Annotated in this window: 15 protein-coding genes; 9 read left to right on the plus strand and 6 right to left on the minus strand. The window is 57.5% G+C overall.

Annotation, left to right across the window (positions count from 1 at the left end):
• Positions 1-72: 72 nt before the first annotated feature.
• Complete coding sequence (locus HMPREF1487_RS07910; RefSeq protein ID WP_010796108.1) at positions 73-1,056, plus strand: ArsR/SmtB family transcription factor; 984 nt, start codon at positions 73-75, stop codon at positions 1,054-1,056.
• Between the two features lie 102 nt (positions 1,057-1,158).
• Complete coding sequence (gene metK, locus HMPREF1487_RS07915; protein WP_010796109.1) at positions 1,159-2,349, plus strand: methionine adenosyltransferase; 1,191 nt, start codon at positions 1,159-1,161, stop codon at positions 2,347-2,349.
• A gap of 50 nt (positions 2,350-2,399) precedes the next feature.
• Here metK and HMPREF1487_RS07920 read toward each other — a convergent pair whose 3' ends face one another.
• From HMPREF1487_RS07920 to dadA, 5 genes are all read right to left on the minus strand, one after another.
• Positions 2,400-2,828, minus strand: a complete 429-nt coding sequence (locus HMPREF1487_RS07920) for a c-type cytochrome (RefSeq protein ID WP_010796110.1) — start codon at positions 2,826-2,828, stop codon at positions 2,400-2,402.
• A 20-nt stretch (positions 2,829-2,848) separates the two neighbouring features.
• Positions 2,849-3,403 carry a cupin domain-containing protein gene (locus HMPREF1487_RS07925; protein WP_010796111.1) on the minus strand — a complete coding sequence of 185 codons (555 nt, stop codon included), beginning with the start codon at positions 3,401-3,403 and terminating at the stop codon, positions 2,849-2,851.
• Positions 3,404-3,555: 152 nt separating this feature from the next.
• Positions 3,556-4,632, minus strand: a complete 1,077-nt coding sequence (gene alr, locus HMPREF1487_RS07930; protein WP_010796112.1) for an alanine racemase — start codon at positions 4,630-4,632, stop codon at positions 3,556-3,558.
• An 84-nt stretch (positions 4,633-4,716) separates the two neighbouring features.
• The gene (locus HMPREF1487_RS07935; protein ID WP_010796113.1) at positions 4,717-5,070 is read right to left on the minus strand and encodes a RidA family protein; all 354 of its coding nucleotides are present in this window, start codon (positions 5,068-5,070) and stop codon (positions 4,717-4,719) included.
• On the minus strand, positions 5,045-6,343 hold the full coding sequence (dadA, locus tag HMPREF1487_RS07940; RefSeq protein ID WP_010796114.1) for a D-amino acid dehydrogenase: 1,299 nt from the start codon (positions 6,341-6,343) through the stop codon (positions 5,045-5,047). Before dadA ends, HMPREF1487_RS07935 begins: the two co-directional genes overlap by 26 nt.
• A 157-nt stretch (positions 6,344-6,500) precedes the next feature.
• Here dadA and HMPREF1487_RS07945 point away from each other — a divergent pair, with 157 nt between their 5' ends.
• Together HMPREF1487_RS07945 and HMPREF1487_RS07950 are read left to right on the plus strand one after the other, a co-directional pair.
• Complete coding sequence (locus HMPREF1487_RS07945) at positions 6,501-6,989, plus strand: winged helix-turn-helix transcriptional regulator (protein ID WP_010796115.1); 489 nt, start codon at positions 6,501-6,503, stop codon at positions 6,987-6,989.
• Between the two features lie 84 nt (positions 6,990-7,073).
• Positions 7,074-8,387: an NAD(P)/FAD-dependent oxidoreductase gene (locus HMPREF1487_RS07950; protein WP_010796116.1), complete on the plus strand. Its 1,314-nt coding sequence runs from the start codon at positions 7,074-7,076 to the stop codon at positions 8,385-8,387.
• Positions 8,388-8,432: 45 nt separating this feature from the next.
• Here the strand turns inward: HMPREF1487_RS07950 and argC are convergent, their stop codons facing one another.
• Positions 8,433-9,386 carry an N-acetyl-gamma-glutamyl-phosphate reductase gene (argC, locus tag HMPREF1487_RS07955; RefSeq protein WP_010796117.1) on the minus strand — a complete coding sequence of 318 codons (954 nt, stop codon included), beginning with the start codon at positions 9,384-9,386 and terminating at the stop codon, positions 8,433-8,435.
• Positions 9,387-9,676: 290 nt separating this feature from the next.
• On the opposite strand from argC, the gene HMPREF1487_RS07960 reads away from it, so the two are divergent.
• From HMPREF1487_RS07960 to HMPREF1487_RS07980, 5 genes are all read left to right on the plus strand, one after another.
• On the plus strand, positions 9,677-9,916 hold the full coding sequence (locus HMPREF1487_RS07960; protein ID WP_010796118.1) for a DUF1127 domain-containing protein: 240 nt from the start codon (positions 9,677-9,679) through the stop codon (positions 9,914-9,916).
• A 47-nt stretch (positions 9,917-9,963) separates the two neighbouring features.
• Positions 9,964-10,281, plus strand: a complete 318-nt coding sequence (locus tag HMPREF1487_RS07965) for a DUF2388 domain-containing protein (RefSeq protein ID WP_010796119.1) — start codon at positions 9,964-9,966, stop codon at positions 10,279-10,281.
• A gap of 95 nt (positions 10,282-10,376) precedes the next feature.
• Positions 10,377-10,667: a DUF2388 domain-containing protein gene (locus HMPREF1487_RS07970; RefSeq protein WP_371106374.1), complete on the plus strand. Its 291-nt coding sequence runs from the start codon at positions 10,377-10,379 to the stop codon at positions 10,665-10,667.
• A 32-nt stretch (positions 10,668-10,699) separates the two neighbouring features.
• Positions 10,700-11,020: a DUF2388 domain-containing protein gene (locus HMPREF1487_RS07975; protein ID WP_010796121.1), complete on the plus strand. Its 321-nt coding sequence runs from the start codon at positions 10,700-10,702 to the stop codon at positions 11,018-11,020.
• A 23-nt stretch (positions 11,021-11,043) separates the two neighbouring features.
• Positions 11,044-13,020 (plus strand): DUF7844 domain-containing protein, encoded by a 1,977-nt coding sequence (locus HMPREF1487_RS07980; protein WP_167670395.1) that lies wholly within the window; start codon positions 11,044-11,046, stop codon positions 13,018-13,020.
• The last annotated feature ends 30 nt before the right edge of the window (positions 13,021-13,050 follow it).

Consider the following 13,050-nt stretch of genomic DNA (forward strand, 5'->3'; position numbering starts at 1 on the left):
GCCTCTTTCAATATCAAAACTTTTTGATGCTTCTCTTGCAGCTGGTCTCGGCGGCCACTAGACTGCGCACCCATGAACCATTTGCGCGTGCCTACATTTCGCCATGATGACTGCGACGAGCTGGCCGCGCTGTGCAAGGCGGGCGGTGATCCGCTGCGCCTGAATGTGTTACGTGCCTTGGCAAACGATTCGTTTGGTGTACTGGAGCTGGCTCATATCTTCGATACTGGGCAATCCGGGATGAGCCATCACCTGAAGGTACTGTCACAGGCGCGACTGGTGGCAACACGCCGGGAAGGCAACGCGATCTTTTACCGTCGCGCCCTGCCCCGGCTGGACACTCTGGGTGGCGCGCTCCACGCAGCGCTGCTGGCAGAGGTGGACGGGTTGCAGTTGCCAGCTGAAGCGCAGGCACGTATTGAGGCGGTACATGCTCAGCGGGCCGAGGCGAGCCGGGATTTTTTCGCCAGGATGGCGGACAAGTTTCAGGCGCAGCAGGATTTGATTGCCGGATTGCCTCAGTATCAGGAGAGCCTTCTGGCCCTGCTGGACACGATGGCTTTTTCGCCAGAGGCAACAGCGATCGAGATCGGGCCTGGAGATGGAGGGTTTCTGCCCGAACTGGCAAGACGCTTCACGTCGGTCACGGCGATTGATAACAGCCCAGCCATGCTGGAGCTGGCATGTCAGCGATGTGAGCGCGAGCAATTAAACAATGTATCGCTGGTATTGGCCGATGCCTTGGACAATGCCTTACTGAGCGCCGATTGCGTGGTCTTGAACATGGTGCTGCATCATTTTGCGGCACCCGCTGAAGCCATGAAATATCTGGCGGACTGGGTCCGTCCCGGTGGCAGTTTATTGATTACAGAGTTGTGCAGCCACGACCAGAGTTGGGCCCGGACGGCCTGCGGCGATCTCTGGCTCGGGTTCGATCAGGAGGAATTGGCCCGTTGGGCCGTTGCCGCAGGGCTTGTGCCAGGCGAAAGCCTCTATATAGGTTTACGCAATGGCTTCCAGATCCAGATCAGGCATTTCGCCCGTCCTGGTTCGTAGACGATGCATAGGGTTGGCAGCTTGTCTGTCCAATCCGCAAGAGTGACTGTTTTAGACATGGCCTTCGGGCCGCCTCACCCACCGGTATATAGGAACCGTTAGATGAGCGAATACTCCCTGTTTACCTCCGAGTCCGTGTCTGAAGGACATCCGGATAAAATCGCCGACCAGATCTCCGATGCGGTGCTCGACGCCATCATCGCAGAAGACAAACACGCCCGTGTAGCCTGTGAAACGCTGGTCAAGACCGGTGTGGCCATTGTTGCCGGTGAAGTGACCACCTCCGCCTGGGTAGACCTTGAGCAGCTGGTTCGCGATGTCATCGTCGATATCGGTTACAACAGCTCCGATGTCGGTTTTGATGGCGCTACCTGCGGTATTGTCAACATTATCGGCAAGCAGTCCGTGGACATTGCCCAAGGCGTTGACCGCAGCAAGCCGGAAGACCAGGGTGCAGGTGATCAGGGCCTGATGTTCGGTTATGCCTGTAACGAAACCGACGTGCTGATGCCTGCTCCGATCCGCTTCTCCCACGCACTGGTCGAGCGCCAGGCCGAAGCTCGCAAGTCAGGCCTGCTACCTTGGCTGCGTCCGGATGCCAAGTCCCAGGTGACCTGCCGTTACGATGGCAACAAGGTTGTAGGTATCGACGCAATCGTCCTGTCTACCCAGCACAACCCCGAGGTCAAGCACACCGACCTGCAGGAAGCTGTGATGGAGCTGATCATCAAGCACGTCATTCCGGCTGAACTGCTGCACAAGGACACCAAGTTTCACATCAACCCGACTGGCCAGTTCATCATTGGCGGCCCGGTGGGTGACTGTGGCCTGACCGGCCGCAAGATCATTGTGGACACCTACGGCGGCATGGCCCGTCATGGCGGCGGCGCGTTCTCCGGCAAGGACCCGTCCAAGGTTGACCGTTCCGCAGCATACGCGGGTCGTTATGTTGCCAAGAACATCGTGGCCGCCGGCCTGGCTGACCGCTGCGAGATTCAGGTGTCCTACGCCATTGGCGTGGCTCAACCGACGTCCATCTCGATCAACACCTTTGGCACTGGCAAGGTGAGCGACGAGAAGATCATTCAGCTGGTTCGCGAGCATTTCGACCTGCGTCCCTACGCAATCACCAAAATGCTTGATCTGCTGCACCCGATGTATCGTGCTACAGCGGCTTACGGCCACTTCGGCCGTACTCCCTATGAGATGACTGTAGGTGAAGATACCTTCACTGCATTCACCTGGGAGAAGACAGACAAGGCTGAAGCGCTGCGCGCGGCGGCTGGCCTGTAAGGCTACAACCGACAAGAGAAACCCCACCTGGTGTGGGGTTTCTCTTGTGCCTATTCGAGGCCGGACATCATCTGGATTGCACGGCGTAGATCATCGTTCGTACAGTCAGAACAGGCACCTTTGGGCGGCATGGCGTTTACACCTTTGATGGCGTTGCGCAGCAGGCCATCCATTCCCCCTTTCTGGCTCGCCAGAACCTCCCAGCTGGCTTTGTCACCTATTTTGGGCGCTCCCAGGAGCCCACTGGCGTGGCAACTTCTGCAACTGCGGTCGATGACCTGAGCGGGATCTTTTCCGGCAGGCTTTTGCTCATGGCTTCCCTTACCGGACTCTGCAAGGCAGTCCTGTCCTTGAATACAAACCTTGCCCACCGGCGCCAGCCGCTTCTCCAGGGCGTCTCTGTCTACCTGTTCGGCCTGTGCAGAGAACGTCCAGATCAACAGCATAAAGGCATATACCAGGATGTCTCGGGCGTTCATACCCAGTCTTTTAAGCACTGCTAGAAGTTGGCCGGAGTCGTGGCGCTGATCAAACGCGCCGGCTCATCGAATGGATTACGGAAGCGATGCGGGCGGCTGCTTTCAAAATAATAACTATCGCCTGATTCCAGCAGGTAGGTTTCCCCACCAACCGTAAGCTCCAGACGGCCTTCAATCAGCAGTCCTGCTTCCTCCCCCTCATGAGCCAGCATATCCATGCCAGTGTCGGAGCCTGGCGGGTAGGTCTCGTCGAGAAAGGCAATGGCGCGGCTGGGATGTGCCTTGCCGATCAACCGCATACTGACGGTATTGGCGCCACTGGAAATGTCGATCAGCTCGCTGGCCTTGTATACCACTTGAGTAGCGGACTCGTCCGCCAGATCCATGGAAAAGAACTCCACCAGGGACATGGGAATGCCGCTCAGGACTTTTTTCAACGAGCTGATGGAAGGACTGACACTGTTCTTCTCGATCATCGAGATGGTGCTGTTCGTCACACCGGCCCGCTTGGCGAGTTCACGTTGTGAGAGACCTTTGAGTTTGCGAATGGTTTGTAGACGAGCACCGACGTCCAAGGGGGGTGTCCTCCTTCTCATGACAGACAGGCAGAGGTGAACGGCAGGCGCCGCAGAGCGCCGGGCGCGCCGTATCATGGCAACAGCGTTCAGTATTTACAACAGAACGATGGAAAATCCTGCGCAACCCGACGAGCGCGGTGCTTTAACGGTTATTCACCCATGTATTGGCGTGGAACCCGTTTCAGGTTGCAAAACAGCTGATAGGGGATCGAGCCACAGAGACCGGCCAGCTGACTGGCGGATACTTGCCTACCCCAAAGCTCTACCTGACTTCCCACCCCCGCCTGCGGCAGGTCCGTGAGATCAACCGTCAGCATGTCCATCGATACGCGACCGACAAGACGAGAGGCGTGGCCATCAATCATGACAGGAGCGCCATCAGGCGCATGACGTGGATAACCATCCGCGTAGCCCATGGCGACTACACCAATACGGGAGGGCTGGCGGGTAACAAAGCGTGCGCCATACCCAACCGGCTCACCAGGCGGTAGCTCACGCACACTGATGATCCGCGACTCCAGTGTCATGACCGGCTGCAGCTGATCGGCCACAGGCTGTTCGGTTTCAAACGGCGTAGCACCGTACAGCATGATGCCAGGGCGAACCCAGTCACTGGGCACTTCTGGCCAACCGAGCACGGCAGGCGAGTTCCGCAGACTGGTTGCGCCTTCCAGGCCGGCCGTAGCCCGCTGAAAGGTCTTGAGCTGACCGATAGTGGCTGAGCAATCCAGCTCATCGGCACGGGCGAAGTGCGTCATTTTCACAACCTCGTCAACCTTGCCTGTCGCCTTGATCCGCTTATAGGCTGCTGCGTAATCCTCAGGAAAGAACCCTACCCGGTGCATGCCGGAGTCCAGCTTCAGCCAGACACGGATAAGCCCTGATAGAGCGGTACGTTCAAGCGCCTCGATTTGCCAGGGCGAATGGATGACGCACCACAGATTGTGGCGAGCGATCAATTCCAGCTCGCTGGCTTCGAAAAATCCTTCCAGCAGAAGTATCGGTGCCTTGATACCGGCTTCGCGCAGCTCCAACGCTTCTTCGATACAGGCAACCGCGAAACCATCCGCCTCATTCATCAGTGCCTGCGCACATCGAACAGCACCATGTCCGTAGGCATCCGCCTTGACAACAGCCAGCGCCCTTGCCCCGCTACTGAGTTCACGAGCAAGCCGATAGTTCTGGCGTAAGGCGTTAAGGTCGATCAAGGCACGGGCGGGGCGCATGGTTATCTCTCAGAAAACAGGCGGGTAATGAAAAGACAGGACGTATAAAAAACCCGGCAGGCGCCGGGCTCTTTGGTTCTTTATTTACGGTAGCGCAGCCACCACGCTCATTTCGACCAGAATTTCCGGTTCACAGAGTTTGGCTTCCACAGTTGCCCGGGCAGGCGCTACACCTTCAGGCAGCCATTCGTCCCAGACACTGTTCATGCCGGCAAAGTGGGCGTCGATATCTTTCAGATAAACCGTAACGGACAGAATATGGTGGGTATCCGTACCGGCTTCCTTGAGTAGACGCTCGATGTTGGCCAAGGTCTCACGAGTTTGTTGTTCCACACCGGAGTTCAGGTCTTCACCGACCTGACCGGCCAGATAAACAGTACCGTTATGAACAACGATTTCACTCATGCGGCGATTAGTGTGCAGGCGCTGGATGGCCATTCTTACGGGTCTCCTTGGAGTCGCTGTAGCGAGAAATATCAAGGCCTTCGGCGCTGATCTGTGGACGTTTCCTACCGATGACATCGGCCAGGAAACGTCCGGAGCCGCAGGCCATGGTCCAGCCCAGTGTACCGTGACCGGTGTTCAGAAACAGGTTGCGATAACGGGTAGCGCCTACGATCGGAGTACCATCCGGTGTGGTGGGCCGTAGTCCAGTCCAGAAAGTTGCCGCCTGCAGATCCCCTCCCTGCGGGTACAGGTCGTTTACGATCATCTCCAGGGTCTCGCGGCGGCGGGGGTTAAGCGAAAGGTCATAACCCGATATTTCCGCCATGCCACCTACACGGATACGGTTATCGAAACGCGTCAGCGCCACTTTGTAGGTTTCATCCAGAATCGTGGACTTAGGGGCCATATCGCCATTGGTGATCGGCACGGTAAGCGAATACCCCTTGAGCGGGTATACCGGTGCCTTGATGCCAATGGGTGCCAACAGCTGAGGTGAGTAGCTACCCAATGCCAGGACATAGTGATCGGCTGTTACCAGCTGACCGTCAATCCAGACGCCATTGAGACGATCTCCTACCGCTTCGAGCCGTTCGATCTTCTGACCAAAGCGGAATTCCACACCCAACTGACGCGCCAGCTCGGCGAGGCGATTGGTAAAGAGGAAGCAGTCACCTGTCTGGTCATTCGGCAACCGCAGCGCACCAGCCAGCTTGTCCTTGACATGGGCGAGCGCAGGCTCGGCGCGGGCGATACCGTCGCGATCCAGCAACTCATAGGGTACGCCGGAACGTTCCAGCACAGCGATATCCTTGGCAGCGGCATCGACCTGCTGCTGCGTTCGGAATACCTGAGTCGTCCCTAACTGGCGTCCTTCGTAGGCAATACCCGTTTCGGCACGCAGCTCATCCAGACAGTCGCGACTGTACTCGGACAACCGCACCATGCGCTCCTTGTTGATCGCATAGCGCTCGGCCGTGCAGTTGCGCAGCATCTGAGCCATCCAGAGGTACTGATGAATATCGCCGGTCGGCCTGATTGCCAGAGGCGCATGCTGAGTCACCAGCCATTTGATGGCCTTGAGGGGCACGCCAGGAGCCGCCCACGGCGAGGCATAGCCAGGAGATACCTGACCTGCGTTGGCAAAGCTGGTTTCCAGCGCAGGGCCTTCCTGGCGGTCCACCACCACCACTTCAAAACCGGCCCGCGCCAGGTAATAGGCACTGACGGTACCGATTACACCACTGCCAAGCACCAGTACTCGCATAACTGTGTCTCCTCGCCGCGAAGAATCGCCTACGTTTCATAAAATCTGAGGCAGATATGAAAAGTATAAAAAGCCTTAAGCAGTGGTATTCACTAAATGAAAGGCTATATTTGGTGTAATTCTTCGGTTAAGACACTATTTTTGGAGACGCCTAGGTATGCGAACCCAGCACCAAGCGAGACGCGAGCTCGACAAGATCGATCGTAACATCCTGCGTATCCTGCAGGAGGACGGCCGCATCTCGTTCACCGAGCTGGGCGAGCGAGTCGGCCTGTCCACGACACCCTGCACGGAGCGGGTACGCCGGCTGGAGCGGGAAGGCGTGATACTGGGCTACTCGGCGCGCCTGAATCCGCAGCATCTCAAGGCCAGCCTGCTGGTCTTCGTCGAGATCAGTCTAGATTATAAATCGGGTGATATCTTTGAGGAGTTCCGCCGCTCCGTCCTGAAGCTGCCTCACGTTCTAGAGTGTCATCTGGTTTCCGGCGCATTCGACTATCTGGTCAAGGCGCGCATTTCAGAGATGGCGTCCTATCGTAAGCTTTTGGGTGACATCCTGCTCAAACTGCCCCATGTGCGGGAGTCGAAGAGCTATATCGTGATGGAAGAGGTCAAGGAGTCCCTGACGCTTCCCGTACCGGACTGAGCCAGGTCTGCACTTCCCTGGCTTGGCGCAGGCGCCTACAAACGTTTATTGTCCGACCTCAACGCTTCGCCAGGATTGTCTTTCATGGATGCAACGACCCATTCATCCACTGACCCACACGCACATGCTTCGTCTTACTACGCGGCAACGGTTAACCGAGCGCTGCAGTTCGCCCCGATCAAGGGTGAGATTCGGGCAGATGTCTGCGTAGTAGGTGGCGGGTTCTCCGGGCTCAATACGGCTATTGAGCTAGCAGAACGTGGGTATTCGGTTGTGCTGCTAGAGGCCCACCGGATCGGCTGGGGTGCTAGCGGGCGTAACGGCGGACAGCTGATCCGAGGCGTTGGCCATGATGTCGAGCAGTTTCGCCCAGTCGTTGGGGATGAGGGCGTACAGGCATTCAAGCAGATGGGGTTTGAAGCGGTAAACCTGGTACGCCAACGTATCGAGCGCTACGGCATCGAATGCGACCTTACCTGGGGTTACTGCGACCTGGCCCTGAAACCGCGTCACCTGGAAGACTTCAAGGCCGAACTGGAGGAGTTGCATCAACTAGGCTATCCCCATGCGGTTCAGCTCGTTGCGCGCGACAGAATCCGCTCCGTAGTGGGTTCGGAGCGCTACCTGGGTGCGCTCATAGACTCCGGCTCCGGTCACCTGCACCCGTTGAACCTTGCCTTGGGCGAGGCAGCCGCCGCCCAGTCACTGGGGGTGCGTCTGTATGAGCAATCTGCGGTCACTCACATCGAGTATGGGTCGGAAGTATGCGTTCATACTGCGCGAGGTCAGGTGCGAGCCGAAACGCTGGTCCTCTGTTGCAACGCCTATCTCAAGGATCTGGAACCGGCTCTCTCCGGGAAGGTGCTTCCGGCAGGCAGCTACATCATTGCAACTGAGCCACTTCCCGAAGCGTTGGCCGAGGAAATCCTGCCCCATAATCGAGCCGCGTGCGATCAGCAGATTACTGTCGATTATTTTCGACTCTCACGTGATCGCCGATTGTTGTTCGGAGGCGCCTGCCACTATTCAGGCCGTGACCCGAAAGACATAGCAGGCTACATGCGCCCCAAAATGCTGAAGGTGTTTCCTCAACTCGATCGGGTCACCATCGATTTTCAGTGGGGCGGCATGATTGGAATCGGGGCCAACCGACTTCCACAAATCGGCCGTCTCAAGGATCATCCCAACGTTTTTTATGCCCAGGCTTATGCCGGCCATGGGCTGAACGCCACGCACCTGGCAGGCCATTTGCTCGCGGAAGCCATTGCTGCCCAGTCGAAAGGGTTCGACCTGTTCAACAGCGTTCCTCACGCCACGTTTCCAGGAGGGCAACGCTTCCGCTCTCCTCTGCTTGCCTTGGGTATGCTCTGGTATCGCCTGAAAGATGCCTTCCACTAAAAAGCCGCGGCAGTTACCCGGCGCGGCTTTTTGAACACAAAGCGTTTACAGACCAGTGTTCAGGCTGGTTGCTTCGTCTGCGCCAATGTGGATGTTCATGCATTGAACCGCTGCGCCTGCAGCCCCTTTGCCTAGATTATCCAGACGAGCCACCAGGGTCAGACGCTCCTCATTTCCGAACACGAACAGGTCGGCGCGGTTGGTATCGTTGCAGCCCTGTACATCGAAGAATCCCTCGCCAAGATTGCCGGCATCCTCAACCGGCATGACGCGAATGAACTGCTCGCCCGCGTAATGCCTGGCGTATGCCGCCTGGATCGCCTCGGCATTGGCGCCTTGGGCCAGGTGCTTGACATGCAGAGGAATCGTCACGGCAAGCCCCTTCAGGAAACTGCCCACAATTGGACTGAATACGGGCGCCTCATCAATACGACTCTGCACCTGCATCTCAGGGAGGTGCTTATGCCCCTGGGTCATGCCGTATGGCCGTGGACTGGCCAGCTTGGGCTCATTCCCAGCCTCGTAATCGGCAATCATCTTCTTGCCACCACCGCTGTACCCCGTGAGGGAAAAAGCCGACAGTGGATAATCAGGCGGTAGAAGACCAGCCTCCACCAGAGGGCGAACCAGCAGGATAAATGCCGTGGCGTGGCAGCCGGGATTGGCAATGCGCTTGCTGGTACGGATTTTTTCACGCTGTCCAGCGGCCAGCTCAGGCAGGCCATAGGTCCAGCTGCTATCGGTACGAAACGCCGTGCTTGCATCGATGATGCAGGTGTTGGGGTTATCTACCAGCGCCACGGCTTCGCGAGACGCAGCATCGGGCAGACACAGAAAGGCTACATCCGCTGCGTTGAGGAAACGAGCACGCTCGGCTGGATCCTTACGCTTGTCATCGGCGATACGTAGCAGCTCGATGTCATCGCGGCCGGACAGATAATCGAGCAGACGCAACCCTGTGGTGCCTTCCTGCCCGTCAACGAATACTTTGAACGTCATGACTTGCCCTCATGCAAAACGCGCCGGCCAGGCGTTGTATGAAACGGACCTAACAGCCGCAATGGAACATGCATTGTAGCCAGACCCTACTGTTTGACGCAGCCCTATTGCCAAACAGTTATCGGCCTGATGATCGGATCAGCACGCTTCATTGCCCTGCCGGGTGAGCTTTTTACCGGTACAGCAGGCTGCGTCACGAGGCTGTACCTCCTTCATTTCAACATGTTGTGTCTGGAGAACACTGGTGGTTGAAGCCACAGTAAAATGCCGTCCTGAACCTGGATATTGCCATGCGAGATCTATCTGCGCTGCCTTCTCTCAGATCAATCCATTTGTCTGTTCATGGTTGTCATTGGCTGGCACGCTGTGCCCTGGGTGTATTACGCGCCGTCTACTGTATGCTGCAGAAATGGCAGCAGAACGCCAAAACGCGAAGACAGCTGGCTTTTTTGAACGACCGTGAACTAGCGGACATCGGTCTGACCAAAACTGAGCAACAATGCGAGCTGAACAAGCCGTTCTGGCGCTAGTCTTGTAAGGACGGTACATACCGCGCCTTATTGTTCAGGAGAGATTCATGACCCGTTTGCACCTGCTGGGCGCTGCTGCCCTGCTCAGCCTGTCTACTGCTGCGTCAGCATCCAGTTTCTTTGTGACCACCGACATGATCGTCGACGCCATTGATGCGACGTCCGACGCCACATCCGGTATCACCCATTCCATTCGTGACGACAAGATCGTCCTGGCTGCACGTGACGATGCCGCCAGTTTTGTGGCTACCGAAGGCGGCATTCGCGGCGTACGCCTGGAAGCGGCCCTGGATCGTATCCGTGCCCTGCAACCGCAGCTCGAGGCAAGCGACGCTCAGCTGGCCCAGGCCATTCTCACGTTGTAAGTCCATCGGAACGGCACCGCTGGTGTCAGCGGTGCCGTTCCGTTAGCCTTGGCCTGTAGTTTTTCTTGAAAGAGTTACCCTACCTGCCTATGCGCCTGCGTTATCTGTTCATTCTAGGCATTGCCGTTACGACCATGCCCGCCTTCGCGTTCGATCCCACTACAGGATTTATTGTTCGCAGCCTCTATGTCACCAGCAAGGTGACGTCCGCTCCGTTCGATAACAAAGTAGTACGTGATGCACGTGACGATGCGGCATTATTTGTTGCCAGCGGCGGGGCTCAGCGTAGCGTTGAGCTTGAATCCGCCTTACGTTGGCTGCGTTCACATAATCCAACGCTGACCGCCAGCGATGAGGAACTGGCTGAGGCCATCCTCGCTCAATAAGCTGCTTTACCGTTCCGTTCAGGAGATTTTCCATGCGTCGTTCCTTATTTCTTGCAGCCGCGCTAGTTTTGGGTACGTCCAGCGCCGCGCACGCTCATACCGTTGTGGCGACCAGCAACATCATCGTGCGTGCGCTGGATCGCAGTATCGATTTCACTTCCGATACCACGACCTCCATCCGTGACATGAAAGTGGTGCAGGAAGCCCGTGGCGATGCGGCCAGCTTCGTTGCATCCGATGGAGACATCCGAGGCGCTCAATTGGAAGCGGCCTTCATGACCCTGCGTGAGCGTCTGCCGGAAGCACGCCAGGCCAGTGATACCGAACTTGCCCAGGCGATCCTTGCACTGTGAAACCTGCCCTTCGCCGAGCGCTCCTGGGAAAGCTCGGCCGCCTCGCCAGACCAAGCCTTCTCTGCACCGCGTTTATCGCCTGGCTAGGGGCCGGTAACGCTCACGCGGCGTTGAACCTGCATCTGGACGATCACTCATTGTCGCCAGAGCAGGCCCAGGCCACCCAGCAGTTACTCAACGAGGCACTAGGCAAGCTGCCTCCCCGCTTCAAGCAAGCATTAGATGAGGATATCTCCGTCCGCTGGAGCCAGGACCTTGAGCCGCAGGCATACGGTCGTGCAGACCGTCGTACCCTGCTGCTCAATGAGCGCCTGCTACCGGCATTGACTGACGGCAGCGATGCTCATATTCAAACCGGTCGCCCCCATGGCACCCAGCGAGAAGAAATGCTGGCGACCGTTCTGCATGAGCTTACTCATTTTTATGACCGGGAGCGGGCCTGGACTCCAGCTGAGCGCAAGGAAATAATCGCCTGTAGCACCCTGGCCTCCTCGACCAAATCTGCTGACCTTCCTATCCATTGCCAGGGTCAGGCCGGTCGCCGCTATACCTTGTCCGATGATCCCCGCCTGCTGGATCTGGCTGGCTGGCAGGTCAAGGTCAAAAAGCATGGCGCTCGCGAGAGTCGCAACAACTTCATTGCACGCAGCCCCGATATCTACGAGGTAACCAACCCTCGTGAGTTCGTAGCAGTGAACATGGAGTACTTCCTGCTGGATCCCAGCTACGCTTGCCGTCGCCCGGCCCTGGCGCGCTATTTCACCGAGCACTTTGGTTGGTCTCCCCCTCATGATACCTGCTCCAGCAAACTACCCTATCTGAACGCGGGCAGTGACTTTGGCAAGACCCCGCTAGGCTGGCTTGATCCTGAGCGCGTCTACGAGGTGGACTATCTGTTCGCCGAGGGTAACGAGCATGTCATGAGCCGCTGGGGACACAGCATGCTGCGTCTCGTCGTGTGCGCCCCCGGACGTCCGCGTGGCCCCGACTGTCGCCTGGACTTGCAGGAGCATCTTGTGCTGTCGTTCCGGGCCTTCGTCAACGATGTACAGATCTCCAATTGGGATGGCTTGACCGGTTCCTATCCTTCCCGGTTGTTCGTGCTTCCGCTGGCTCAGGTAGTCGAGGAATACACCAAGATCGAGCTGCGCGGCTTGCAATCCGTTCCGCTCAAACTCAGCCGTCAGGAAATCGCCGATCTCCTGGAGCGGACCGCTCAAACCCACTGGGGTTATGACGGGCATTATTACTTTGTCTCTAATAACTGTGCCGTCGAGACCTTCAAGCTCCTGCATGACAGCGTGCCGCGTCTGCAACAGACTCCGCTCGACAGCATTACGCCAATCGGCTTGCTGGACGCCCTGCGAATAGAGGGTGTCGCCGATACCTCCGTATTAAACGATCAACGTGAAGCCTTGCGCCTGGGTTATCGATTCGACTCCTTCCGGGACCGCTTCCAATCCATGTTCAAGGTTGCTCGTGATCGGCTTAACCTACCTCAGCAGAAAGTCGAAGACTGGCTTGAGCTGGAGCCACGGCAGCGCCGCGAATGGTTCGACCGAGCCGACCTGCGTGCCAGTGCCGCGTTGCTGTTATTGGAACAGGCGGCGCTCAGACGCGAGCTGCTCCGCGCCCAGAATGAGCTCAAGGATCGCTACCTGGGCCAGAATGGCGCTCAGGAGAAGGCTCGCTTCAGCAAGGCGGGCGAGGCATTACAACAACTGCTAGCCGATAGCGGTTATCTCAGCCGACCTTCGGAGCTTTTGGGAGCCGGTGGCTATGGGCTTCCACAGCCAGGCGAATGGGATAAATTGACGGCTGAAAGTCAACGACGCCAAACCCACCTGCTCAGCTTACGCGAAACCCTCAACACGGAAGTCCGCACGCTATTAGATAGCCAGATACAGCGAGGTCTTGACGACACCGAAGCCAACCTCAAACAGCTGGGTGATCACTTAAGAACCCTGCACAAGGCTTCGGGAGGACTGGAGCTGCCATGAGGCAGCTCCCTATTTTTCGCGTCATTCACA

Source organism: Pseudomonas sp. HPB0071, assembly GCF_000478505.2.
GTDB lineage: Bacteria > Pseudomonadota > Gammaproteobacteria > Pseudomonadales > Pseudomonadaceae > Chryseomonas > Chryseomonas luteola.